Raw genomic sequence first — 23678 nt, 5'->3', positions numbered from 1 at the left:
GCAGGCGCTGCGCAGGCAGCTCCCTCAAATTCGGTCGCGCGTGGTCTGGCGCCGGGTCTCGGTATGGTTGGGTGCCGTCGCAAAGTAGGCGCGGGCATCCGCACAGTCCTTGGCAATGCCCGCCGTCAGGGCATCCAGACCGTCGTACTTCAGCTCGTCGTGCAGTTTGTGCAGCAGTTCCACCCGCACGATTTTACCGTACGCTCCTTCGGCGCCCAGTCCGGCCGGCCACTGCAGGCAATGGGTTTCCAGCAGCACGCGGCCACCGTTGACGTCCTGGGGGTCCAGCGAGGGGCGCACGCCCAGGTTGGCCACGCCTGGCAGGGGCTCGGCCGCAAGGCCATGCACCAGCACGGCGAAGATGCCGCTGGCGGCGGGCTTCCAGTGGGCAAATCGCAGGTTCAGCGTGCGAAAGCCGTCCCCGGCTCCCTCGGCGGTGGCGCCCAGCTCGCGTCCCAGCTTTCGGCCGTGTACCACATGGCCGCTGATGGTGTAGGGCCGTCCCAGCAGCCGCGCGGCAGATTCCATGTCGCCAGCGCTCAGGGCCTGGCGCACGGCGGAGCTGGAGACACGCAGGCCATGCACCTCGTAGCTGTTCATGCGCGCCACGTCAAAGCCTTGGGCTTGCCCCGACGCATCGAGCATGGCGTAGTCGCCTGCGCGCTGGCGCCCGAAGCGGAAATCATCGCCCACCAGCACGTAGCGCGCGCCCAGGCCGCGTACCAGCACCTCGTCGATGAATGCCTCGGGTGACTGGGCCGCCAGTCGCGCATCAAACGGCAGCACCACGGTCTGCTGCACCCCGCAGCGCTCCAGCTCGGTGAGCTTGTCCCGCAGGGTGCCGATACGGGCCGGGGCCAGTTCGGGCTTGTGGTGAGCGCCAGCAAAGTAGTCGCGCGGGTGGGGCTCGAAAGTGAGCACACAACTGTCCACCCTCCGGTGTGCTGCCTCGCTGTTCAAAAGGGCCAGCATCGCCTGGTGGCCACGGTGCACGCCGTCGAAGTTACCGATGGTCAGCGCACAGGCATCGGCGATGCCAGGGTGGTGGAATCCGCGAAAGATCTTCATCGGTTTGTTATCTTTTTGATAGCAGCATGCGCATGTCCATCAAGCGCAGGACGCCAATTTGTCATGAAAACGGAGTATATTGTGACCCACGGCTGGCCCCGCGCAGGGCTGCCCGCGAGACATCTGCGTTCCGAATCCTTGTGTACTTTGTGTTCCAGGAGGCGTGTTTTGAAGGTCTTGAAGCTGTCAGCCCAGGGGCTGCCCCAATCGTGGATTTCACTCGAACAGGCGGTGATTCACTATGCCGCTGGTGAGGTGCGCTGGGAGTCCGGCGCCCAGATCGCCAGGTTCCGGGGTGGGCACAACGCCATCACGGGTGAGCAATCGGTGATCGCCATCAACAGCATCATTGGCACCAAGGGCGTACCCAGCATCAACCCGTTCGACCTCAAGCCCAGCCTGACCAACGGCAAGCTTTTTGCGCGCGACCGCAATGTGTGCGCTTATTGCGGTGGGCATTTTCACGAAGAGGACCTGACACGCGAGCACATCGTGCCTTTTGCCCGCAACGGCCAGGACCACTGGATGAACGTGGTCACCGCCTGCCGCCCTTGCAACCACCGCAAAGGGCCCCGCACGCCCGAGCAGGCGCACATGCCGCTGCTCTACACGCCCTACGTGCCCAGCCTGTGGGAAGACTTCATTTTGCGTAACCGGCGCATCCTGGCGGACCAAATGGACTTCTTGATGGCCCACGTGCCGAAGTCGTCACGCTTGTTGGCGTAACGCTTGGGTCCACACCGCCCGCGTGCACAGTGCGGCGGGACCTTGCCAAGCGGTCAAGCTGCCTTGTAGGCAGTCACCACGAACCCGGGGACGGGGGTGTGGTTTTCTTCGCGCAGCACGGTTTCCTCGATCTCGACGGTGGCAAACCCAGCAGATTCGCACACCGCTTCCACGTGGCTGCGTTTGTGCGCATAACGGCCGACAGGTTGCAAAACCATGTCGGGGCCTTGTTCGGGGGCCGCCTCGAACGAGAAGACCATCATGCCGCCCGGTGCTAGCACGCGGTGCGCGTTAGGGATGGCTTGCGTCACTTCGCCAGCGTAGATGAACACGTCCAGCGCAGCAATCACCTGATAGAGCGCGGCGGGCGTCTCGCGCAGTGCGTCATGCAGGTTGACGGTATGGAAACGGTCGTAAACGTTGTGCCGTGCAGCCTGCTCGATCATCTTCATCGCGGGGTCAACCCCCACCAGCGCCCCATCCAGCCGGCCGAGGCAAACCCCGAGCAGGCCCGTGCCGCATCCCAGGTCGAGCACGTTGATTTTCTTGTCGGGGTGGCGCGCCAAGATCTTGTCGCCCACCTGCTTGGGCAACTGGTATTTGAGACCGCGCACCATGTGCAGGTCGTAGAACTCTGCCATGTTGTCGAAAATCGCGCGCGTCAGCTCGGCCGGTTGCTGGCCGGGCGTCTCACCATGGGCCAACCGGGCGTAATACTGGTACACGGCGTCGTCTGGCGCCAAACCCAGCAAAGCCGCGACGCTGTCGCGTGCTCCAGTGGGGTTGCCTGCGGCAATGCAGGCCTGCACATGGCCCACCAATGACTGCGCATCTGCAGGATGCTCCTGCACCAGGGCATTCCACATCGAGATGGACGCTTCGTGCTGGCCCTGGTCGCTCAGATCACGTGCCAACAGGCGCCGCAGCGCCACATCACCAGGGACCAGGTCGAGTCCACGGCGCAGGTGGCGGATTGCCATGTCGAGATGCCCGGCGCGGTGCGCGATGTCGATGACGCCCGCGAGCACCTGCAGGTTCTGGGGTTCAAGCGTAGCGACTTTCTCCGCGGTTTCAATCGCCTCCTGGAACTGGTTTTGGCGCGCCAGCAGCAAGGCCAATTCCAGCAGTCCAGGGCCCCAGTCCGGCGCCAGAGACACCGACTTGCGAAGCGCTTCAAAAGCACCTTTGACATTGCCCGACTTTTCCGCCAGCAGTCCGCCAAGCATGAAAACGCGGGGGTCTTGTGGCCATTGGGCGTTGGCCTTGTTGAGCGTCAGCGCGGCATTCTTGAGATCGCCTTGTGCAATCTGCTCGCGGGCCTGGGTCAGGTGCTGAAGGTTGGGATCGGTCGCTGTGGCGCTCATGGATACTGAAACTTTGAAAAGGGACCGCCGGGCGGTCTGCCGGACACAAGAGGACCGACGTCAACAGAAATTGCGGAGCACAATTATCCAGGATTCCGCTGGCGCAGTTTTCTGGCGACGTAGCGCTGGTGGCGCCTCATCTCCCGCTCGGGCTGATGCGCTGCGAGGCCAGCGTCAATGTGAAGCAGGCGCCTAAGCCCTCGCTGGACTGGACGGTGATGTCGCCCCCGTGCAAGCGTGCAATCCGGCGCGCAACCCATAGTCCAAGGCCAAATCCCTTACTTTGGTCCGTGCGGTCGCCTCGCTCAAACTGTTCAAAAATGCGGTTCATCACGTCCAGCGACATTCCAGAGCCTTCGTCCGCCACGGAGATTTCAAGCAGTCCCGTTGCCCCCTTTTGTGCCGCAATGAAGATTTCCCCGGCGGTTGCATATTTCACGGCGTTATCCACCAGGTTGGACAGGGCAATGTGCACCAGGGTGGCGTCGCAGACCCATTCCGTTGGCGCAGAGTCGGTAAAAAGCTGCAAGCGGTGGCGGGGCGACCAGCGCACCAGTTGAGCGGCGTGGTGAAGCAAGTCGATGACTTTCACCGGAGAGGCCTGCAGCGCGAGGCCGCTGTGGTCGAGTCGCTCATTTATCAGGCAGCTGTCGACCAATGCGGTCAGGCGCCTGCTGGCCCTACGTATTTGCACGGCCCGATCGACCTGGGGCTGCAGCTCGGCGGAAGGAAAGCTCTGCTGCTCTGCCGCAGCGCTATCGATCACCGTCAATGGGGTTCGGAACTCATGGCTGATCATGTGGAAGAACTGCCGTTGTTCATCTCGCAAGGCGCGCTCGCTTTCAAGCGATGTTGCAAGCGCGACTTGGGCCGCAGATAGCTCCGTAGTCCGCTGCAGGATGCGTTCCTCCAGCGATTGCTCGGACAGCGCCAGCCGCTCTATGGCCTGGTCCTTCGCGCGCTGGGCTCTGCGATAACGGGTCACCATCCCGACGAACACCGCGCTGGCCAGCAGAGCGGTGAATGCGATGGCCTCAAGTTGCCAGATCCATGTCGCATCGATATTCCATTGAATCTGACCCGTCATGAGAATGGCGATGGGCACGCCGCACAGGCAATGCAGGCCGTATGCCAGGAGTAAAAGCACATGCGGACCGATGCGGTCTCGGCGCTGCAATGCCAGACAGCACAGTGATATTCCTACGATGTCGCTGGCAAGTAGAGAAATCAGATTGACCCACGCCACGTCGGGGTAAAAGCCCAGAGGTCCGCTGAAAGCGCCCAGCACATTCACTCCGATGAGGAGGGTCAGGAATCTGCCGGTCCACTGGTAGGGCGTATGGCGTGTCAGCTGCTCTTTGATTTGCCATGCCAGCGCCGCGGGTAGCAAAAAAGCCCCCATGCTGACAGCGTTGCTGTCCCAGAAGCTAAAGTCCGGTGGGGTCCAGAGACTTGAGTAGCCCCGCACGTTGAACACGTGAATGGCGCTGGCAGTCACCAGGACCGCGAGCGAGAAGAGCGCACGCGTCCGGAAAATGATGGTGGCAGCCCAGATGCCCACTAAAAGAGCGGACATGGCGCCGAAATAAAGCCCCATGAGCAGTTCCGCGGATGCTAGGGTGGTTGCAAGAGTGTGGGTATCGAGAATGTCCGCTTGGAACTGCGTCGCGCTGGTTGTATGAATCCGGATGAGAGCTTCCCGGCCGGGTGTCAAACGAAACAGATGTTGCCTAACGCCCGGTTTGCGATCCGTGGGCACCAGATCCCCGCTCTCCTGCAGATGCCACGCACCATCGCTGCCCTTCTGGTACAGGGTCACAAAGTCAAGATAGGTCGGCTGTGCCAGCAGCCAGAGATCTCCAGGTTCATGTTCAGGGGGGAGCGCTGGCACCTTGAAGCGCAGCCATACGGTGTGACGCAGATACCCAGCGCTCAAAGGCGCTTGGAGGTTGGCTTTCGCTCCTTCTGCTGGAGTGGTGCTGATCGCCTCAGGTCCCAGATTGCCGCTGGGATCATCCAGTCTGTCCATGGGGACATCCCAACCCAGCTGCCAACTGGTTGGCGTTTGTAGCGCTTGTGCTGGTGTGCATGCCAAACCCCATAGCAGAACGCAGAGCCAAAGTGCGGTCAAGGGGATGTGAGTTGTCCTGGACGGCTTTCGGCGCATCTTTTCTGTGAGTGCTTGAGAGTTCTTGTGCATGGCTGGCGGCGTGATGCGCTGACACAATGTTACGCAACCCACTTCCTGATCTGCTCTCATTTTTCTCATGTCTGCCGAACCGATCATTGCTGTTGTCGAAGACGACGAGGACATTCGCAGCAATGTGTGCCGATTCCTCGCGCGCTCTGGCTTTCAGTCTTGGGGCGCCGAATCCGCAGAGGACTTCTACGTTCGTCTGCTGCAGTCGCGTGTGGATCTGGTTGTGATCGACATTGGGCTGCCAGGTGAAGATGGCCTGAGCTTGCTCACCCGTTTGGCATCTCAGGGCGTCCCCACGGTACTCATGACGGCCCGTGCTGATCTCGATAGTCGGATCAGAGGTCTCGATGCCGGTGCATTGCAGTATTTCGTGAAGCCTGTGGACATGCAGGAACTCGTGGCTGGCATCCGTTCCCAGTTGCGCAGCAAGCGCTTGCAAGGGGGGATCGACGTGTCGGTTGCTGCGCCCTGGCAACTGGATGCAGCGAACGCTGCCTTGCGCGCGCCCAATCAATTGCTGGTACCTCTTACGACCCGTGAGCTTGAACTTCTGTCTTGCCTTTTCAAGACAAAGGGCGTGGTTGTCAGCAAGCAGGTTTTGATGCAGGCCGTGGGTGGAAGAGGGTTGGAGGACGACTTCCACCGCATCGAGTCGGCGCTCAACCGGTTGCGCCGCAAGACTCTGGAAATCACCAGCATGCCCTTGCCGGTGCGTGCAGTGTTCGGCAAGGGGCTCGTCTTCGTGACATAGCCCTGCGCAGGGGCTCCTACGGCTGCACTGGCGCAGCATCGCCCACCCATTCAACCAGTTACCCATTTTCTTTCGATGGCTTGAAGGCCAACGAGGGGAGAGGCTTGCCTGTGCGCCAGCCGTTCGAAGTCAGTTTGGCTTTTTTTGTGTGAGTCAACCCGCGGCCGTCCGCGGGAATTTGCGGTTTACCAAGAGGGGGAAGTGTTGAAAATGATCGATAACTGGATGGCATTGCGGACCATGGGTTGCCGCTGCTTGAGTGGAGTCTTCGCGCTCTTTGTTGCTGCGCTGTGTTTGGCATCCACCGCTCGGGCGGGGGTGGTGAACGGTGATTTCGAAAGTGGAGATTTCACGGGCTGGACGGTGACCAACTACCGCAACAACGGTATTGCCACATTCCCGCCCACCCAGAAAAGCCATCTGAATTTGCAGCCTCCCATCACGGCTCCAGTGACGCAGGTGGTGAGCACGGCATCCGGCACGCCCGCGAGTGCGCCGGACGCACCAGGACAAGCCATCACCATCCCTTTCCAAGGCTCGTACAGCGCACGGATCAACGCGCGTGGCAACAACAACCGTGCGAGCGGCATCCAGCAGTCCGCCCAGATGGTGCTAGCCGATGTGGACCCCGTGGATGGCAAAGTGCACTTGCGCATGGCTGTCGCTCCGGTGATCCAGGACGGCGGCCACAGCCCTGAGCAGCAAGCCTATTTCTACGTCGAAGTGCGTAATGCCACCAAGGGCACGCGCCTGTTTTACACATTCAACTTTGCGGCGCAGCCAGGCGTGCCATGGCAGACCCTGGGGGGCTACCAGTACACCGGCTGGCAGGCGATTGACGTGGCCCCAGGGAACGGACTTTTGGATGTGGGTGATACCGTCGAAGTCGAGGTCATTGCTGCAGGCTGCAGCCAAGGCGGTCACTCGGGGGAGGTCTACGTAGATTCGATCGGCCCCTTCTTTGCCGGCCTGCTCGTCTCGGCCACTGGGCCCACTACCGTCCAGCCAAGTGACAACGTGGCCTACACCTACACCTACAGCAACAACAGCGGGGTGATGGTTTTCAACAGCAAAGTCAGTGCGCAAAGCCCGCAAGTGCGAAACGCTGCCAACACTGCCACCATCGATGCGGTGTTTCAGTCGGTGACAGCGCCTGCTGGCGCGACTTGTACGACACCGGCGGTGGGGTCTGCGGGCACAGTGACCTGCGACTTTGGCTCATTGGTCGATCACCAGAGCGGAACTTTTGAGATCGTATGGGGTGTGCCAGCCGGTGCGAGCACCAGCAGTCCGACCAACTCGCTCAACCATGGCACTTACTCCATGTCAGCCACGGGGGCCAGTACGGTGCTGGGCCCGTTGGTGCAGGCCCGAGTTGTCAGTGGCGCAACGTTGACAGACTTGACGGTCAGTGTGAGCGATGGTGTATCGGCCACCGCTGCGGGCAGCGCCTCCACTTACACCGTCGTGGTGAGCAACAACGGTCCGGCTCCTGTGATTGGAGCGGCATTGACGCAGCCGACTGTGTCGGGCCTCACAGTGGGCAACTGGACTTGCAGCGGCACGGCGGGCGGATCGTGTCAGGGTGGAGCGCCCTCGGCGGGTACTCTGCCTGGTGGGGGTGTACTTCTGGACATTCCGGTAGGCGGAAGTGTCACGCTCACGTTCGGTGCGACCGTGACTGGCCCGACTTCGGCATCCTCGGTCTTCAACATTGCGACCCCTGCGGGCGTCACCGATAACAACACTGCCAACAACACTGCTGGCGACACCAACTCGGTAGCCGCCACGCTGCACAACCTGAGCCTGACCAAGTCGGGTGTGGGAAGTGGCACGGTGGTCAGTGTGCCTGCTGGCATGAACTGCGGTGCCACCTGCACGCTGCCAGTGGCAGACGGCGGCCAGGCCATACTCACGGCCACGGCGGCATCGGGAAGCATTTTCACCGGCTGGTCGGGCGCATGTACGGGCACCACCAACCCATGTAGCGTGCCCGCCATGACTGCGGACGCCGCAGTAGTCGCCAGTTTTGCTCTGTCCGCTACCGTCACCATGACGTCTGGAACCGGAGGAACTGTGGCTCCCGCCAGCTCGCGCACGGTGCCAGTAGGCGGAACTGTGACCTACACGCTCACCCCCAATGCAGGCAATATCCCCAGCGCCAGTGGCTCCTGCAACGGCGTGCTGGCCGGCAACACCTACACCGTCAACCCGGTGACCGCCGATTGCAATGTGGCTTTCAGCTTTGCACCGCTGACCGTGACGGCAACTACGGGAACGAATGGCGCTGTCACGCCCTTGGGAGTGACCAATGTCGCAGCCCCCGGTAACACCGTGGTCTACACAGTGACGCCCGACCCTGGTTTTGTGGCGCGTATCGCAACCGGTGGCGGAGCGTGCGGGGGCACCCTGGTTGGCAATACCTATACGACGAACCCGGTTAACGCGTCTTGTACGGTGGGTGTGACTTTTGTGGCGATAGCCGTTCCTGCATCCATTCCAACTCTGTCCGAATGGGGACTATTGATACTGTCAGCATTGATGGCTGCGTTCTTCATCTACTTCCATCGCCGACAGGCGCGCTGAGCCTGTCAGGAGGCGTGAAGTTTGGGGCGGGAGTGTTCCGTCGGGCGCAGTCAGCCCCCTTTTTTACTGGAGATGTTCGATGAGACAGATTGCGCATGTCGCACGCTGGTCCTGCCTTGCTGGCCTGGGCGTTTGGATGGGGGTTGCCGCTAACCAATCTGCAAATGCGCAGCAGATGCCAGCGCGAAAGCCGGGGCTCTGGGAGGTCACGGTTCGTAGTACCGGCAACTCGGTAGCGAATGAGCAGAAGGTCTTGCAATGCACTGACCGCCCAGCGGAGCCGATCATGTTGCTTGCGATCGTGCCCGGTCAGGAGCATTGTCACAGCGTGAGGGTGAAGAAAAATGCACTTGGCAGTGAGGTGCGCACCGTTTGCTATGTGCACGACAACCGCGTGGACGCTACGGTACAACTGTCAGGCGACCTTCAAACCGCCTACGGTGGCGTGTTTGAGGTCACTTATTCCAAACCTGTGCGTTTCGTTCCAGGGCGCACCGAGTTCGAGGGCCGGTGGTTGGGCGAATGTGGCGCTGCGCAGCGGCCAGGAGACATGGTGCTACCCAATGGCGCGACGGTGAACGTTGTGGAAGACCGCAAGCGTGCGGAAAGCCACGATCACGCAGGGCACTCGCACAGATGAGCTTGCGTCCGCGACGCATCGCAGTGCCCTGACGCAGGCGCAGGGATATCGGCCAACTACTGGCTGATTTCCAGCATCACCACGTGGCCTTGCGCAGCAGGCCAGGTCTGCCCCACCACCCGTTCGCCATCGAATTCGGCGACGATGCTGCGCACGCCACCTGCAGGCTTGACCTTGGCCGATGCCACACCTGCACCGAGGGGCACGCCCGCAGGGGCTGCCCCGTCCAGCAGCATCTTGTCGCGTGCCGGGTCCAGGTAGCCGCGGGGGCGGGTCAGGGTGACGATGGAGTCGGCCGTCTTGTCGGCGTCGGCGATGCGCTCGGGGCGCAGGTGGATGAGGTCGCTGCTGCGCGGGAAGCCGCTGCGGTAGATGTGGGTGGTGGCGTAGCCCGGGGCGGCGATCACGAACTCGATGGGTGAGCCGGTGGGGACGGCCAGTGGCCCCCATTGGCCATCTGCGCCCACCGTTTTGCGCATCAGGGCGTTGCCCGTGCGGGCGCCGGTCGCTGGGTCGGTGGCGTACACCTCCAGCTGTGCGCCCGCCAGCGGCAGGTTGTTGCTGAAGTTGCCGGTCTTGGGGTCTGTGGAGTCCACGCCCAGGCCCGTGACCTTGCCGTTCAGCACCACAGATTTTTCGGCAGCGATCTCGGTGCGTGCGGGAGCCTTGCCGGTGATGAAGCGGTAGGTGGCTTCAAACGCTGCGGGTGAGTACGACGTCTCGCGGTGGTCGATGCGCGGGATCACCACGTTGGTGGCACCCTTGAGTTCGGGGCCTGCAGCGGTCACGTTGGTGGCAGTGCCTTTCTGGCCGATCCACAGTCCGTCGGGTTGGGCGAACTTGTCGTTATTGTCAGAGCGGATGGTCATCCATTTCACCGGGCCGCTGACCTCGTCGCCCGCTGCGTTCTTGGGGGCGTTCAGTGCTTTGAGGAAGGGGCCAGTGCCCGAGAACTCATTGCCCTCACGGAACCCCGGAATCGCCCACACGCCGTGATTGGGTGTGCCGCCCAGGATGGCGTGGCTCACCGTCTTATCGCCGCCGCCGCCGTTGTAGATGTAGTTGCGGATGGCGTTGCCGCCGCGCGAGTTGCCTACCAATACGACTTGGCTTGCGCCCGTGGCCTTGAGCACCTTGTCCACTTCGGCCTTCAGGTAGGCCATGTGCTCTGCGGCCGATGTGCGGCCTGCCTGGAGTTTCGCATCCTCGTCGCGCGACAGCGGGTAGGGCACGTCGATGGCGTGCAGGCGCTCGCGGGGCCAGCCGTTCGATTCGAACCGCCAGACGGTGGTTTGCCACAGCGCAGCGGTGTCGCCGTTGCCATGCACAAAGACGATGGGCGGTGCCTCGGCCAGGCTGGGGCTCCGGGTGGCGCAGCCAGCCAGGGCCAGGGTGGCTGCCGCAGCAGCTGCCAGCAATAGGGACCGGCGTGGCAACAGGAATGCGTGATTCATGGGGGTCTCCGAAAAGAAAAAATGCCCGTGGATTGGGGAATCCACGAGCATCGTTTGCGGGTGTTACGCGCCTGCGTCAGTTCACATCAGGCAAACACGCCTGCGGTGTCTTGCATGCGGGCAGACACTTCACCCAGGTGGTGCAGCGTGTCGCCAAAGGTCACTTCCAGCTGAGTGAGCTTCTTGAAGTAGTGGCTCACGATGTATTCGTCCGTCACGCCGATGCCACCATGCAGTTGCACGGCCTGCTGGCCCACAAAGCGCATCGACTGGCCCAGCTGCACCTTCGCGCGGGCCATGGCAGCGCGGCGTTCTTCCGCGGGGGCGCCGAGCTTGAGGCTGGCGTAGTAGCTCATCGAGCGGGCCAGCTCCAGCTGCATCTTCATGTCGGCCACGCGGTGGCGCAGTGCCTGGAAGCTGGCGATGAACACGCCGAACTGCTTGCGCTGGTTCATGTATTCGACCGTGATGGCCACAGTCTTGTCCATCACGCCCACGGCTTCGGCGCAAGCGGCGGCAATGCCGGTGTCCACGGCCAGTTCCAGCGCGGCCAGGCCGTCGGTGGTGATGAGCGTGGCGGGGGCGTTGGCCAGTTGCACCTCGGCGGCGCGGCTGCCGTCTTGCGTGACATAACCCTGCGTGGTCACGCCGCTGGCAGTGCGCTCGACCAGGAAGAGGGCGATCTTTCCATCCAGTTGTGCGGGCACGATGAAGGCGTCCGCCTTGTCACCAGCAGCCACTACGCTTTTGATAGCTGTTACCGTAAATCCTGATTGCGCTTTAGCCGCTTTAGCATCGCAAACGTCCAGGCGGTAGCGCGCCTTGCGCTCCTGTTGGGCCAGCACCACCAGGGCTTCACCGCTGGCCACGCGGGGCAGCCATGCCGATTGCACGTCAGCCGGGGCGTAGTGCGACAGCACGCTGCTGGCGATGAAGGCCTGGGCGATGGGCTCCAGCACGATGCCGCGGCCCAGTTCTTCGGCCACCACCATGGCATCGATGGCGCTCTGGCCCATGCCGTCGTGCGCTTCGGGCACAGTCAGGGCGGTCAGGCCCAGCTCGGCCAGTTCGCCCCAGGCGGCGCGGTCAAAACCGCCTGCGGCCACGGCAGCGCGGCGGCGCTCAAACGTGTAGCCCTTGTCCACCCACTTGCGCACGGCGTCGCGCAGTTGTTCCTGGTCGTCAGAAAAATCGAAATCCATGTTCTTGTCTCCTGGAACTTGGGTTCAGCCGAGAACGGTCTGAGCCACGATGTTGCGTTGGACCTCGTTCGAACCGCCATAGATGGTGGTCTTGCGCAGGTTGAAGTAGGTGGATGCCAGCGGCGCGTTGGCGGTGACGCCGCCGGGGAAATTGCCCTGCCAGCCGGCTTCCATGGCCTCTTCGATGAAGGGCATGGCGAAGGGTCCGGCGGCCAGCATCATCAGCTCGGCATAACGTTGCTGGATCTCGCTGCCCTTGATCTTGAGCAGGCCCGCGATGTCGAGCGAGTTCTTGCCCGACTTCTCGGCCGACAGCACGCGCAGCACCAGCATTTCCAGGGCGACGATGTCTACTTCGAGCAGGGCGATCTGGTCGCGGAATCGCAGGTCGTCCCACACGCCTTCAGTCTTGGCGACGCGCTTGAGGCGTTCCAGTTCGCGCTTGCTGCGGTTCACGTCGGCGATGTTGGTGCGCTCGTGGCTCAGCAGGTGCTTGGCGTAGGTCCAGCCCTTGTTCTCTTCGCCAATCAAGTTCTCGGCGGGTACTTCGACGTTGTCGAAGAACACTTCGTTCACTTCGCATTCGCCGTCCAGCAGCTTGATGGGGCGCACGGTGACGCCCTTGGACTTCATGTCCAGCAGCAAGAAGGAGATGCCGGTCTGCGGCTTGCCTTCGGTGCTGGTGCGCACCAGGTTGAACATCCAGTCGCCGTGCTGGCCGAGGGTCGTCCAGGTCTTCTGGCCGTTGACGATGTACTTGTCGCCCACGCGCTCGGCGCGGGTCTTGACGCTGGCCAAGTCCGAGCCCGAGCCTGGCTCGCTGTAGCCCTGGCTCCACCACACTTCGCCGCTGGCGATGCCGGGCAAAAAGCGCTTTTGCTGCTCGGCGTTGCCAAACGCCATGATCACCGGGGCCACCATCACGGGGCCGAAGGGGATGATGCGGGGCGCACCGGCGAGGGCGCACTCTTCTTCAAACAGGTGCTTTTGCACGGCCGTCCAGCCGGGGCCACCAAACTCTTTGGGCCAGCCAAAGCCGAGCCAGCCTTTTTTGCCCAGAATCTTGGCCCAGCCCTGCATGTCTGCGCGGGTCAGGCGCAGGGCGTTGTGGACCTTGTGAGAGATTTCTTTCGGCAGATTGGCGTGAACCCATGCGCGAACTTCTTCGCGGAAGGCCTGCTCTTCGGGGGTGAATGCGAGATCCATGCGGTGCGTCTCCTAGTGATAGTGCATTTGTAGCACGGTCGTTCGTTTTATTCCTGTCCGGGTGGCGACATTGGACTGAAGTCGGGGGAAATGCCCAGCTCGGCGCACAGCCGCAGCACGGTATTGCGCAAGCTCGCCACTTCAGCCTCCAGGGCGTCCACGCGGGCCTGCAGTGCGGGTGAGGGGCTGGAGCCCGCACTGCCCGCGGGCGCGTGGCTGGCGGTGGTGTCCACCGGTCCGCACATCAGGTGGGCCCAGCGCTGCTCGCGGGCGCCGGGTGCGCGGGGCAGCTGCACGACCAGCGGGCCTCCCTTCTCGGCGCTGCGCTCCTGCAGCTCGTCCAGAAAGGCTTCCACCGACGAGATATCGGCAAAGCGGTACCAGCGCTCGGCGTTGATGCGCAGCTCGCCCGCCGTCTGCGGGCCGCGCAGCATCAAGAGGCCCAGCAGCACGGCCGATTGCTCGGGCACACCCACGCCGCGCTGAAAGTTGTGCTCCCAGCGCGTGGTGCGGTTGCCGCTGCTCTCAAACGCCAGCGTCAGCAGCTTGAGCGAATCCAGCGCCTCCTGCGCCTCGGCGTCGCTGAGGTTCATCACCGGGTCGCGGCTGGTTTTCTGGTTGCAGCCAGTGACCAGGCCGTTGAGCGACATGGGGTAGCTGTCGGGCACGGTGCGCGCCTTTTCCATCAGGGTGGCAAGCACGCGTGCTTCGTTGGGTGTGAGGGGGCGTGTGGTGGGGTCGAAGGGCACTGGGATAATCCGTGGCAATTTATGAAGAACATCGTCATTCTGATCTCTGGCGGCGGCTCCAACATGGCCACCATCGTCCGCACGTCGCAGCAGGAGCACTGGGAGCAGCGCTACGGCGCCCGTGTGGCGGCCGTCATCAGCAACAAGCCGGATGCCGCCGGGCTGGTGTTTGCACGGGAGCACGGTATCGCCGCCGAGGCCCTGGACCACAAGGCTTTTGCCAGCCGCGAGGCGTTTGATGCCGAACTGGCCGCCACCATCGACCGCCACCAGCCCGCGCTGGTGGTGCTGGCCGGGTTCATGCGCATCCTGACGCCGGGGTTTGTGGCGCATTACGCCGGGCGACTGATCAATATCCACCCCTCGCTGCTGCCCGCGTTCACCGGGCTGCACACGCACCAGCGCGCCATCGATGCAGGCTGCAAGTTTGCGGGCGTGACAGTGCACCAGGTGACGGCCGAGCTGGACGTGGGGCCCATCCTGGACCAGGCCGTGGTGCCAGTGCTGCCGGGTGACACGGCCGAGACGCTGGCGGCCCGGGTGCTGACGCAGGAGCATGTGATCTACCCCCGCGCTGTGCGGGCGCTGGTGCAGGCGCTGTAGCGGGTGAGGGCGGGGCGAGGGCGGGGCAAGGGGCCAGATCGCCACAAGCTCTGCGCGCCATCAGCAGGATAATTTGCTATTGAATGTATAGCTATTCAGGCATATTGCACTAGCACAATCGGCCGATTGAACTCATATTCTGGCCCGGAGCATCACCCGCAGGCTCGCGGAAGCAGTTTCTGGCACGCGCAGCTCGTCAACTGACGGGCGAATCGCACTGCTCGGCCAGAAACCTGGCACTGACTACGGGGATAGCCGGGTCAGGCCACAGCGCTCAGGCTGCTGGTGTTCGACGCCGTGCGCCAGTCGCTGGCGGCGCGCTCGTACTGCTGCCGTGCAAAGTCAGCCAGCCGGGCCAGGTCGTTGCGACCGGCGGATTCGGTGCTATTGCTGCTGGTGGTGGGCTCGACCTGGCTGGTCAACTGATCGATGAATGCCTTGGACTCGCTGGCACTGATGCTGGCATCGCCGTCGGTGTCGATGGCGTTGAACAGCGCGGTGATCGCGTCCTGCTCCTCCGTGCTGGTTCCTCCTGCCAGGCGTTCCGCGGCGGAGACCACTCCGTCCTCGTTGGTGTCCAGCGGGTCGTAGCTGGTCGCCGAGCTGCTGCCGGTCGCCGCACCCGCCCCGCCAGGGCCGCCCGGCCCACCCGGAGGTGGTGGCATGCCCCCCATGGCCTGCATGCCGCCCGCGTCGCCGCCCGTACCCGAAGGTCGGCCCGCATCGAACTCGGCCTGCGTCAGGCTGCCGTCTCCGTTGGTATCCAGCTGGCTGAACACGTCATCGCTGCTCACGCCGGTCTGGCTGGCGGTGCCGCCGGACATGGCCTCCAGCAAAGCCTGGAGCTCGGTCTTGCTCACGGCGCTGTCGCCATCGCTGTCCACCTTGCCAAACAGGTCGTCGCCCGCCTTGCCAGTGGCGCTGGTGGCAGCGCTGGCGCCTTCGCCACTGCGCGACTGGGCGAACGCCATGGTCGAGGGGGGCGGTGGTAGCACGCTTTGCAGGGTCTTGCCCAGCTCGTCGGCATTGAGGTTGCCGTCGCCATTGGCATCGAATTGCTTCACCAGGTCGGCTGCGCTGGTCTGGCTGCTGACGCCGGTCCTCTTCGCCACGTCGTCCAGCAGGCCCTGCAATTCGGTGTCGCTCACGCCGCCGCTGCCGTCGGCATCGATCTTGGACAGCAGCCGCTCCGGCGAAGGCCCCGGGCGCGATGCCCGCTGCACACTCGCACTGGACCAGGCACTGCTGACGCTACTGATGGTCGTCATCGTCGTTCCTTTCGTTCCAAGGGTGGGCCGGTGCCGGGCCCTCCACTGCGGAAGCCCTCAGCCATGGCCGGATCCCATTCTTGGGTGCGCGTGTCTCCGGGGTTTGTCTGCTTTGTACCAAGGTCGATACAAAGGGTGGATACAAGGCCTGAACAGGGGGGCAAACGCCCGCCAGATTGCCCCGAGCAGGGCGCGCAGGCTCCCTAAACTTGGTGCGTTCCTTTGCGCCTGTGCCCGCCCATGCAACACATTCTGGTGGTGGACGACGATGTCGAAATCACCACACTGCTCACCGACTACCTGACCCGCTTTGGCTATGCCGCCCACGCGGCCTGTGACGCCCAGACGATGCGCGCCCAGATGGCCGCACAGCCCATCGGCCTGGTAGTGCTGGATGTGATGCTGCCCGGCACCGATGGCATCACGCTGGCGCGGGAGCTGCGCGAGCGGTCACGGGTGCCCATCATCATGCTCACCGCGCGCGCCAACCCGTACGACTGCGTGCTGGGGCTGGAGATGGGCGCGGACGATTACATGGGCAAACCCTTCGAGCCGCGTGAGCTGGTGGCCCGCATCCAGACGGTGCTGCGCCGCACGCGCGGTGCCGAGGCGCCTGTGCGCCCGGGGCCTGATGAAGTGGTGCGGTTTGATGGCTGGACGCTGCACAGCCTGGAGCGGCACCTGGTGTCGCCCGGTGGCATGGTGGTGCCCCTGTCGAACGCCGAGTTCCGCCTGCTGTGCACCTTTTTGCGCATGCCGCGCCGCGTTTTCAGCCGCGACCAGCTCATGGAGCAGGCCCGGGGCCGGGCCATGGATGCGTTCGAGCGCAGCATCGACCTGCTGGTGTCGCGGCTGCGCAGCAAGCTGGCGGACGACCCGCGGTCGCCCTCCATGATCCGCACCGTGCGCGGTGCCGGGTATCTGTTCAACGTGCAGTCGCTGCAAGGGCAGGTCGGGCAGCCCCACTGATGTCCTCGTCCTTACCCCTGCGCGCTGCGGTTCAGCGCTGCGTGCCCGACACCCTGTTTGGCCGGCTGGCGCTGTTACTTATCGCCGCCGTCATCGTGAGCCATGTGCTGGCGCTGACGCTGATGTTCGAGCTGCGCCCCGCCCACCCAGGGCACGCGCCCGGTCTGCCGCCGCATGCGGTGGCCGCCGACGGGCGACCGCTGCCGCCGCCGGGGCCTGCGCCGGGCTTGTGGAACGCGCCCCCCTCGATGCAGCTGGGCCTGCTGCTGGACATCAGCGTGCGCCTGGCTGCGCTGGTGGCTGCGGCGTGGTGGGCTGCCCGCTGGCTGTCGCGCCCCATGCGCCGCCTGGCCACGGCCGCGCAAGAGCTGGGGCGCGACATCCACCGCACGCCATTGCCCGAGGATGGCACGCTGGAATGCCGCGATGCCAGCCGTGTGTTCAACCAGATGCAGGCGCGTATCCGCCAGCAGCTGGCCGAGCGCGACCGGTTTGTGGCGGCTGTGTCGCACGATCTGCGCACGCCCCTGACCCGGCTGCGCCTGCGCACCGAAAGCCTGGGCGATGCCCCTGCGCAGCAGCTGTTTCGGCGCGACATCGCCGAGATGGACGCCATGATTGCCTCCACGCTGGATTACCTGCGCGGCGTGGCGGGCGCGGAGGCCTGGGTGCATCTGGATGTGCAGGCCCTGGTGGACAGCATGGCGGACGACCAGGTGGCCATGGGCCACTCCGTCACAGTGGCTGGGCAGGCTGCCCCCTTGCGGGTGCAGGCCGTGTCACTGCGGCGTTGTCTGGACAACCTGGTGGGCAATGCCGTGCGCTATGGCGGCAGCGCCGAGGTCACGCTGCACGATGCGGCGGACGCCCTGACCATCGAGGTGCGCGACCATGGCCCTGGACTGCCGCCCGAGGAGCTGGACCGAGTCATGAAGCCGTTCTACCGCGTGGAGGCCTCGCGCAATCGCCAGAGCGGCGGGGTGGGGCTGGGGCTCACCATCGCCAGCGACATCGTGCGGCGTCACGGTGGGCAACTGGCGCTGCGCAATGCAGAGGGGGGAGGGCTGGTGGTGGCTGCTGTGTTCCCCCGCACAGCCCTTTGATCTTTGATGCCAGCGGGGTTCACGCGCCGGGAGCTTCGCCGTCCCATTTTTCAAACCGAGGGCGCATCACGCCATCGATGAGCACCTGCTCCTCAAACATGGCAGCTGGCCGCACCCACAGGCCGCGCTGGCCGTACAGCGCGCGGTACAGCGTCATGGGCTCCAGCGTCTCGCTGTGGCGCACGGTGTCGATCACTTCATAAAGCATGCCCTTGTAGTGGCGGTACAAGCCGGGTGGCGTGCGGATGAACTCGGGCAGGTCGTCGTCGGTCATGGTGCTGTGGTGGCGTGAGTGGTTAGGATGGCGGCTGAAAAAAATCCAACCAGAGGGAGGGACGCCCGTGGACCAGGCAGATTTTGTGCACATGGTGCGCATGAGCGAGCATGCCAGCGCCGACAACAGCCGTGCATACCGCCGCAGTGTGGCTGCTTTTGCGGCGCTGGGCTACGCCTGGGTGCTGGGGTGCATGGCACTGGCCGTGGGTATTTTGCTGTGGGTGGTGCCTCAGTTGCTGCAGGGGCGCTTTCGGTTTGCAATGCTCTGGGCCTTGCTGGGTGCCGGAGGTCTGCTGTGGGTGAGCCTGCGTGCGCTGTGGGTGCGGTTTGACGAGCCTGAGGGCGTTGAAATCACCGCACTGGACGCGCCTGACCTGTTTGAAGCCCTGGCGCGCATCCGCCGCAAGATCAAGGGCCCGCCCATCCACAAAGTCACATTGACCGACGAGTTCAATGCCAGCATCCAGCAGTTGCCGCGTTACGGCCTGTTGGGCGGCGCGGTCAATCACCTGAGCATTGGCCTGCCTCTGCTGATGGCGCTGGACCGGCCGCGGTTCCTGGCGGTGCTGGCACACGAGTACGGCCACCTGCGGGGCGATCACGGCCGCTTTGCGGCCTGGATCTACCGCACGCGCCTGTCGTGGATGCGCCTGAACCACGGCCTGGCTGATGACGAGGGCCCGGTGGCTGCCGCCACGCAGTTGTTCATGCGCTGGTACTTCCCGCGGTTTTCGGCCAAGACCTTTGCACTTGCCCGACAGGATGAGTACGAGGCCGACCGCATTGCCGGCAAGCTGTTGGGCCGGGATGTGACGGCCGCAGCCCTGGCCGAGATCGAGATCCGTGGCGCGTGGCTGCAGGCGGAGTTCTGGGGCAACCACTGGTGTGCTGCCGCGGGCAATCCGTTGCCAGTGGGCCCCTACCGCGGCATGCGCCGCGCCCTGGCCAAGGCACCCGACGCCGCCTTTGCCAACGACGCCTTGCGCCAGGCACTCAAGCGCCTGAGCAATCTGGACGACACCCACCCCGGCCTGCGTGACCGCATCGAGGCACTCGACGCTACGCCCACGTTGCCGGACTGGTCGCGCGGCAACGCGCTGGCCCTGCTGGGCCCGGATGCCAAACGCTGGGTGGCGCATTTCGACAAGCAATGGTGCCGCGACAACGCCAGCGAATGGAAGCAGCACCACGCCTGGCTCGGGCGCGTCCGCGCACGCGCCGAGGCATTGGGTGCATCCACGGCCCAGAGCAGTGCCGCCGACCTGGTGGAGCTGGCCCGCCTCAAGCGCCATCTGGACCCGCATGCGGATGTCCGCGCCCTGTACGAGCTGGCACTGCAGCGCAGCCCTGAATACCCCGCCGCGCTGCGCGGGCTGGTGCCCTGCCTGCCGGAGGGGGATAGGGAGGGCAAGCTGCAGCTGCTGCACCGCCTGTGGGAGACGGGCAGCAGCGACCGCTACTGGGCCGCGCGCACGGCGTTGGCCGAGCTGGAGACCCCGCGCCTGGGGCTCGACCATGATGCGGCCGCGTTCAAGCAGTGGCGCAAGCGGCTGGAGCGCGCGCAGGAGTCTGAGGAACGTGCCTGGGAAGAGCTGTCGGGCACCTCGTTCTTCAGCCAGATCGTGCGACATGACCTCAGCTCGTTCGAGCTGGCCGAGCTGCAGTCCGAACTGGCACGTTGTGCACCGCTGGCCCGCTGTTGGCTGGTACGCAAGAACCTGCGCGAATACCCCCAGCGCAGGGCCTACCTGGTGTTTGTCGAGCTGCCGGGCATGGACGATGAAAGCCGCTACCACCTGTGCCGCGCCCTGGAGCGCAACCTGAGCCTGCCTGGCCCCGCGCTGGTGCTGTGGGCGGGTGAGTCGCCGACCCTGCAGCAGATCGAGCGCTCGGCGTTCGAGCCGATCTACTCACGCTGACGCAGAGCGGCAGGTCCTCTGAGCGACTTCGTCGCATCCCCGTGCTGGCGTGCCTGGGGGTGGCTGCGCTTCCGGTGCAATGGACCGCCGCCGAAATGGCGCGGAGCTGGCCGCGCGACGGGGAATGGGACAATCGGGGGATGCATCCCAAAGTTCTTCTCGATGCCTGTGCCGAACTGGTCAGGCTCACCCTCACGTTTGAACACCCTGCCGACGCGGTGGTGTCACGTTTCTTCCGCGACAACCGGGGCCTGGGGCCGCGCGAGCGCGCCACGCTGGCGGAAACGGTCTATACCGTGTTGCGCAAAAAACTGCTGTTTGACCACATGGCCCCCTCGGGCTCGGGGCCCAAGGAGCGCCGCCTGGCGATCCTGGGTTTCTACGGCCCGCGCGATTTCCTCAAGAGTGCGTTGACCGACCAGGAAAAGAACTGGCTGGACCAGTGTGATGCCGTCACGGTCGATGACCTCATGGAGCGTCACCGTCACAACCTGCCTGAGTGGATGGTCAAGCCCCTGAAGGACCAGCTGGGCGATGGTTTCTGGCCGCTGGTGGAAAGCCTGGCGCAGAGCGCACCGCTGGATTTGCGGGTCAACGCGCTCAAGGACAAGCGTGCCGATGTGCAAAAAGAACTGGCCAAGGCCGGCATCAAGGCCCATCCCACACCGTATTCGCCCTGGGGCCTGCGCATTGACGACAAGCCCGCGCTGACCAAGCTCGACGCCTTCACGCGTGGCGCCATCGAGGTGCAGGACGAAGGCTCGCAACTGCTGGCCCTCCTGCTGGATGCCAAGCGCGGCGAGATGGTGGTGGACTTCTGCGCCGGCGCAGGGGGCAAGACGCTGGCCATTGGCGCGAGCATGCGCAGCACGGGGCGTCTGTATGCGTTCGATGTGTCAGCACATCGCCTGGACGCGCTGAAACCCCGCCTGGCCCGCAGCGGTCTGTCGAACGTGCACCCCGCCGCCATCGCCCACGAACGCGACGACCGCGTCAAGCGCCTCGCGGGCAAGATCGACCGTGTGCTGGTCGATGCGCCTTGCTCGGGCCTGGGCACCTTGCGGCGCAACCCGGACCTCAAATGGCGCCAGTCGCCCAAGGCCATCGAAGAGCTGGTGGCCAAGCAGACGGCCATCCTGGACAGTGCAGCGCGCCTGCTCAAGCCGGGCGGTCGTCTGGTGTATGCCACCTGCAGCATCCTGCCGCAGGAAAACGAGGCCATTGCGGAAGCCTTCAGCGCATCGCACCCCGACTTTGAACTCCTGGATGCCGGTGAACTGCTGGAGCAGCTCAAGGTCGAAGGCGCCAAGGGCTTGTGCAGCGGTGGCGCATCGGGCAGTGGTTATTTGCGCCTATGGCCCCATCTGCATCAAACCGATGGGTTCTTTGCCGCCATCTGGGCCAAGAAGGACTGAAATGCTGGAGGTAAGGCTCTAAAGCCTTCAAACCAGCGTCAATACGGTGGATTTCCCTGATCCATTCCGAGGCAGGCCCTCTAAAATTGGTGACCTGTTTCATTGGTGAGCGGGTTCTCTGTAGTAAGGTTTTTGTGAATATGCTGTTACCCGACTGGGCTGTACTGAACGCCGCCATCGACTGGCTGGGATATGGGTTGTGGAACCTGGCCTGGTGGCAGATCCTGCTGTATACCCTTGCCACTACCCACATCACCATTGCGGCGGTCACGATCTTCCTGCACCGTGCGCAAGCGCACCGCGCACTGGATCTGCACGCCATCCCCTCGCATTTCTTCCGCTTCTGGCTGTGGATTGGTACCGGCATGGTCACCAAGGAGTGGGTGGCCATTCACCGCAAGCACCACGCCAAGTGCGAAACCGTGGACGACCCCCACAGCCCCCAGACCCGTGGGCTGGACACCGTGATGTGGCGCGGCGCCGAGCTGTACCGCGCCGAGTCCAGGAACATGGAGACGATCAAGAAGTTCGGCCACGGCACGCCCGATGACTGGATGGAGCGCAACGTGTACACCCGCTACGGCTGGCAGGGCGTGGGCCTCATGCTCATCCTGGACCTGGCTCTGTTCGGCGCCCTGGGCGCTGCGGTGTGGGCGGTACAGATGCTCTGGATTCCGTTCTGGGCAGCGGGCGTGGTCAATGGCGTGGGTCACTACTGGGGCTATCGCAATTTCGAGGCGCAGGACGCCAGCACCAATTTGTCGCCCTGGGGCATCATCATCGGCGGCGAAGAGCTGCACAACAACCACCACACGTACCCCACGTCGGCCAAGTTCTCGGTCAAGCCGTATGAGTTCGATGTTGGCTGGGTGTACATCAGCCTCATGAAGAGAGTCGGCTGGGCCACGGTGAAGAAGGTGCCGCCCAAGCTGCAACTGGGCGATGTGAAGCCCGTGGCCGATGAAAAGACGCTGGAGGCCCTGATTGCCAACCGCTATGAAGTGATGGCGGGCTACGCACGCGGCGTGCGCAAGGCTTGCAAGGACGAGATTGCTGCGCTGCAGGCCCGCCAGGCTGATGTGTCGGTGCTCAAGGCCGCCAAGCGCTGGCTGCACCGCGATGCCGAGAAAGTGCCTGCAGGGGCCTTGCCCCACTTGGCGCAGGCCCGCGCCGCGCATCCGACGCTCGACAAGATGGTGACCATGCGCGAAGAGCTGCGTCAGCTGTGGTTGAACACATCCCAGTCCCGCGAACAACTCACGGCCGACTTGCAAGCTTGGTGCCGCCGCGCTGAAGAGAGTGGTGTGGCAGCCCTTCGGGAGTTCTCCATCCGCCTGCGTGCTGCACGGGCGTGAGGTGACATCCTGATTGCGCCTTCGGTCGGGCCGCTGGCTTGGCGCACTTAGGGCGCATCTACCAAAAAACCGCTGTAGGGCCTTGGGCCTGCAGCGGTTTTTTGTTGGCTGTCAGGGGTAAGCGGGGAGTAGGTGGTTGCGGTGCGGGTGGGGCTGTTGCGGCGGAGTTGTGCGCCAGGCAGTACGCAATGGTCCGCCCATGAAAAAAGCCGCCGGGCTGGACGCCGGGCGGCTTTTTGGAAGACCAGAAAGAGGCTGAATTACTTCAGCTTCATTTCCTTGTATTCCACATGCTTGCGAGCCTTGGGATCAAATTTCATGATCAGCATCTTCTCGGGCATGGTCTTCTTGTTCTTGGTCGTGGTGTAGAAGTGGCCGGTACCCGCAGTGGATTCCAGCTTGATCTTGTCGCGTCCGCCTTTGCTTGCCATGGTGCTACTCCTTAAGCCTGGCCACGGGCACGCAGGTCTGCGAGCACCGAGTCGATACCGTTCTTGTCGATCAAACGCAGGGCAGCGCTCGAAACACGCAGGCGAACCCAACGGTTTTCGGTCTCGACCCAGAAACGGCGGTATTGCAGGTTCGGCAGGAACCGGCGCTTGGTTTTGTTGTTGGCGTGGGAAACATTGTTCCCAGTCATGGGCTTCTTGCCCGTTACGTCGCAGACGCGTGCCATGAGGACACTCCGATACTGTATTAACGGCCGTTCGCTGGGCCCTGGGCTGTTGATGCGCCCAGGTTGGCTTGCGGCCTCACCTCGCCAGAAAGGGTGGCGGTAACCCGATTTGCCTGTTTCGGAGGTCCGCAAAAACGGGCCGAATTCA

The 23678-nt window shown here is 63.9% G+C and carries 21 protein-coding genes; 10 read left to right on the top strand and 11 right to left on the bottom strand.

All coding sequences use genetic code 11. The features are described 5' to 3' along the window. Positions 1 to 24: 24 nt before the first annotated feature. Entirely contained in the window at positions 25 to 1068 is a 1044-nt protein-coding gene (locus tag ASD94_RS19585; RefSeq protein ID WP_056646534.1) for a bifunctional riboflavin kinase/FAD synthetase, read from the bottom strand. A 168-nt stretch (positions 1069 to 1236) separates the two neighbouring features. On the opposite strand from ASD94_RS19585, the gene ASD94_RS19580 reads away from it, so the two are divergent. After that, positions 1237 to 1794, top strand: coding sequence for an HNH endonuclease (locus ASD94_RS19580; RefSeq protein ID WP_056646532.1), 558 nt, complete (start codon positions 1237 to 1239; stop codon positions 1792 to 1794). A 53-nt stretch (positions 1795 to 1847) separates the two neighbouring features. Here the strand turns inward: ASD94_RS19580 and ASD94_RS19575 are convergent, their stop codons facing one another. Together ASD94_RS19575 and ASD94_RS19570 are read right to left on the bottom strand one after the other, a co-directional pair. Then, positions 1848 to 3158 (bottom strand): tetratricopeptide repeat protein, encoded by a 1311-nt coding sequence (locus ASD94_RS19575; RefSeq protein WP_056646530.1) that lies wholly within the window; start codon positions 3156 to 3158, stop codon positions 1848 to 1850. A 136-nt stretch (positions 3159 to 3294) separates the two neighbouring features. Then, a complete protein-coding gene (locus ASD94_RS19570; protein WP_056646528.1) occupies positions 3295 to 5187 on the bottom strand; it encodes an ATP-binding protein in 1893 nt (630 codons plus the stop codon). Between the two features lie 238 nt (positions 5188 to 5425). Here ASD94_RS19570 and ASD94_RS19565 point away from each other — a divergent pair, with 238 nt between their 5' ends. The 3 genes from ASD94_RS19565 (at position 5426) to ASD94_RS24330 (ending at position 9335) form a co-directional block, all read left to right on the top strand. After that, positions 5426 to 6109 carry a response regulator transcription factor gene (locus ASD94_RS19565; protein ID WP_056646526.1) on the top strand — a complete coding sequence of 228 codons (684 nt, stop codon included), beginning with the start codon at positions 5426 to 5428 and terminating at the stop codon, positions 6107 to 6109. A 321-nt stretch (positions 6110 to 6430) separates the two neighbouring features. Beyond that, on the top strand, positions 6431 to 8695 hold the full coding sequence (locus ASD94_RS19560) for an IPTL-CTERM sorting domain-containing protein (protein ID WP_235510711.1): 2265 nt from the start codon (positions 6431 to 6433) through the stop codon (positions 8693 to 8695). A 79-nt stretch (positions 8696 to 8774) separates the two neighbouring features. Continuing rightward, positions 8775 to 9335, top strand: a complete 561-nt coding sequence (locus tag ASD94_RS24330; protein WP_056646522.1) for a DUF3617 family protein — start codon at positions 8775 to 8777, stop codon at positions 9333 to 9335. Positions 9336 to 9391: 56 nt separating this feature from the next. Here the strand turns inward: ASD94_RS24330 and ASD94_RS19550 are convergent, their stop codons facing one another. The 4 genes from ASD94_RS19550 to ASD94_RS19535 all read right to left on the bottom strand — a co-directional run bounded on the left by ASD94_RS19550 (position 9392) and on the right by ASD94_RS19535 (position 13946). Next, a complete protein-coding gene (locus ASD94_RS19550; RefSeq protein WP_056646519.1) occupies positions 9392 to 10789 on the bottom strand; it encodes an alpha/beta fold hydrolase in 1398 nt (465 codons plus the stop codon). Between the two features lie 86 nt (positions 10790 to 10875). Next, positions 10876 to 11991, bottom strand: a complete 1116-nt coding sequence (locus ASD94_RS19545) for an acyl-CoA dehydrogenase family protein (protein WP_056646517.1) — start codon at positions 11989 to 11991, stop codon at positions 10876 to 10878. Between the two features lie 24 nt (positions 11992 to 12015). Next, positions 12016 to 13197 carry an acyl-CoA dehydrogenase family protein gene (locus tag ASD94_RS19540; protein ID WP_056646515.1) on the bottom strand — a complete coding sequence of 394 codons (1182 nt, stop codon included), beginning with the start codon at positions 13195 to 13197 and terminating at the stop codon, positions 12016 to 12018. A gap of 47 nt (positions 13198 to 13244) precedes the next feature. Continuing rightward, positions 13245 to 13946, bottom strand: a complete 702-nt coding sequence (locus ASD94_RS19535) for a YceH family protein (protein WP_056646513.1) — start codon at positions 13944 to 13946, stop codon at positions 13245 to 13247. 21 nt (positions 13947 to 13967) lie between these two features. On the opposite strand from ASD94_RS19535, the gene purN reads away from it, so the two are divergent. Then, entirely contained in the window at positions 13968 to 14549 is a 582-nt protein-coding gene (gene purN, locus ASD94_RS19530) for a phosphoribosylglycinamide formyltransferase (protein WP_056646511.1), read from the top strand. A 260-nt stretch (positions 14550 to 14809) separates the two neighbouring features. On the opposite strand, the gene xopAW is transcribed toward purN, so the two are convergent. Next, positions 14810 to 15817 carry a XopAW family type III secretion system calcium-binding effector gene (xopAW, locus tag ASD94_RS19525; RefSeq protein ID WP_056646509.1) on the bottom strand — a complete coding sequence of 336 codons (1008 nt, stop codon included), beginning with the start codon at positions 15815 to 15817 and terminating at the stop codon, positions 14810 to 14812. Positions 15818 to 16057: 240 nt separating this feature from the next. On the opposite strand from xopAW, the gene ASD94_RS19520 reads away from it, so the two are divergent. Both ASD94_RS19520 and ASD94_RS19515 read left to right on the top strand, forming a co-directional pair. Further along, positions 16058 to 16786: a response regulator gene (locus ASD94_RS19520; protein WP_056646507.1), complete on the top strand. Its 729-nt coding sequence runs from the start codon at positions 16058 to 16060 to the stop codon at positions 16784 to 16786. Further along, complete coding sequence (locus ASD94_RS19515) at positions 16786 to 17889, top strand: ATP-binding protein (RefSeq protein ID WP_056646505.1); 1104 nt, start codon at positions 16786 to 16788, stop codon at positions 17887 to 17889. Before ASD94_RS19520 ends, ASD94_RS19515 begins: the two co-directional genes overlap by 1 nt. Before the next feature lie 19 nt (positions 17890 to 17908). Here the strand turns inward: ASD94_RS19515 and ASD94_RS19510 are convergent, their stop codons facing one another. Then, on the bottom strand, positions 17909 to 18163 hold the full coding sequence (locus ASD94_RS19510) for a DUF1653 domain-containing protein (protein WP_056646503.1): 255 nt from the start codon (positions 18161 to 18163) through the stop codon (positions 17909 to 17911). A gap of 67 nt (positions 18164 to 18230) precedes the next feature. Here ASD94_RS19510 and ASD94_RS19505 point away from each other — a divergent pair, with 67 nt between their 5' ends. The 3 genes from ASD94_RS19505 to ASD94_RS19495 all read left to right on the top strand — a co-directional run bounded on the left by ASD94_RS19505 (position 18231) and on the right by ASD94_RS19495 (position 22854). Next, positions 18231 to 20084, top strand: coding sequence for a M48 family metalloprotease (locus tag ASD94_RS19505; RefSeq protein ID WP_056646501.1), 1854 nt, complete (start codon positions 18231 to 18233; stop codon positions 20082 to 20084). Positions 20085 to 20224: 140 nt separating this feature from the next. Further along, positions 20225 to 21499 (top strand): RsmB/NOP family class I SAM-dependent RNA methyltransferase, encoded by a 1275-nt coding sequence (locus ASD94_RS19500; RefSeq protein ID WP_056646499.1) that lies wholly within the window; start codon positions 20225 to 20227, stop codon positions 21497 to 21499. A 140-nt stretch (positions 21500 to 21639) separates the two neighbouring features. After that, on the top strand, positions 21640 to 22854 hold the full coding sequence (locus ASD94_RS19495) for a fatty acid desaturase (protein WP_056646498.1): 1215 nt from the start codon (positions 21640 to 21642) through the stop codon (positions 22852 to 22854). A gap of 260 nt (positions 22855 to 23114) precedes the next feature. On the opposite strand, the gene rpmG is transcribed toward ASD94_RS19495, so the two are convergent. Next, a complete protein-coding gene (gene rpmG / locus ASD94_RS19490) occupies positions 23115 to 23285 on the bottom strand; it encodes a 50S ribosomal protein L33 (protein ID WP_008904999.1) in 171 nt (56 codons plus the stop codon). Positions 23286 to 23296: 11 nt separating this feature from the next. Continuing rightward, on the bottom strand, positions 23297 to 23530 hold the full coding sequence (gene rpmB / locus ASD94_RS19485; protein ID WP_010463481.1) for a 50S ribosomal protein L28: 234 nt from the start codon (positions 23528 to 23530) through the stop codon (positions 23297 to 23299). Positions 23531 to 23678 lie beyond the last annotated feature (148 nt).

Source organism: Acidovorax sp. Root70 (assembly GCF_001428225.1).
Lineage (GTDB): Bacteria > Pseudomonadota > Gammaproteobacteria > Burkholderiales > Burkholderiaceae_C > Acidovorax.
The sequence above is the reverse complement of the archived record's forward strand: the minus strand, read 5'-3'. Positions and strand labels throughout refer to the sequence as shown.

Excerpts from the sequence above, each read along its gene's own strand:
- xopAW (WP_056646509.1), bottom strand. The coding sequence starts at position 15,817 with ATGACGACCATCAGTAGCGTCAGCAGTGCCTGGTCCAGTGCGAGTGTG.
- ASD94_RS19575 (WP_056646530.1), bottom strand. The coding sequence starts at position 3,158 with ATGAGCGCCACAGCGACCGATCCCAACCTTCAGCACCTGACCCAGGCC.
- ASD94_RS19515 (WP_056646505.1), top strand. The coding sequence starts at position 16,786 with ATGTCCTCGTCCTTACCCCTGCGCGCTGCGGTTCAGCGCTGCGTGCCC.
- ASD94_RS19495 (WP_056646498.1), top strand. The coding sequence starts at position 21,640 with ATGCTGTTACCCGACTGGGCTGTACTGAACGCCGCCATCGACTGGCTG.
- rpmB (WP_010463481.1), bottom strand. The coding sequence starts at position 23,530 with ATGGCACGCGTCTGCGACGTAACGGGCAAGAAGCCCATGACTGGGAAC.
- ASD94_RS24330 (WP_056646522.1), top strand. The coding sequence starts at position 8,775 with ATGAGACAGATTGCGCATGTCGCACGCTGGTCCTGCCTTGCTGGCCTG.
- rpmG (WP_008904999.1), bottom strand. The coding sequence starts at position 23,285 with ATGGCAAGCAAAGGCGGACGCGACAAGATCAAGCTGGAATCCACTGCG.
- ASD94_RS19520 (WP_056646507.1), top strand. The coding sequence starts at position 16,058 with ATGCAACACATTCTGGTGGTGGACGACGATGTCGAAATCACCACACTG.
- ASD94_RS19540 (WP_056646515.1), bottom strand. The coding sequence starts at position 13,197 with ATGGATCTCGCATTCACCCCCGAAGAGCAGGCCTTCCGCGAAGAAGTT.
- ASD94_RS19550 (WP_056646519.1), bottom strand. The coding sequence starts at position 10,789 with ATGAATCACGCATTCCTGTTGCCACGCCGGTCCCTATTGCTGGCAGCT.
- ASD94_RS19565 (WP_056646526.1), top strand. The coding sequence starts at position 5,426 with ATGTCTGCCGAACCGATCATTGCTGTTGTCGAAGACGACGAGGACATT.
- purN (WP_056646511.1), top strand. The coding sequence starts at position 13,968 with ATGAAGAACATCGTCATTCTGATCTCTGGCGGCGGCTCCAACATGGCC.
- ASD94_RS19500 (WP_056646499.1), top strand. The coding sequence starts at position 20,225 with ATGCATCCCAAAGTTCTTCTCGATGCCTGTGCCGAACTGGTCAGGCTC.
- ASD94_RS19570 (WP_056646528.1), bottom strand. The coding sequence starts at position 5,187 with ATGGACAGACTGGATGATCCCAGCGGCAATCTGGGACCTGAGGCGATC.
- ASD94_RS19510 (WP_056646503.1), bottom strand. The coding sequence starts at position 18,163 with ATGACCGACGACGACCTGCCCGAGTTCATCCGCACGCCACCCGGCTTG.
- ASD94_RS19585 (WP_056646534.1), bottom strand. The coding sequence starts at position 1,068 with ATGAAGATCTTTCGCGGATTCCACCACCCTGGCATCGCCGATGCCTGT.
- ASD94_RS19545 (WP_056646517.1), bottom strand. The coding sequence starts at position 11,991 with ATGGATTTCGATTTTTCTGACGACCAGGAACAACTGCGCGACGCCGTG.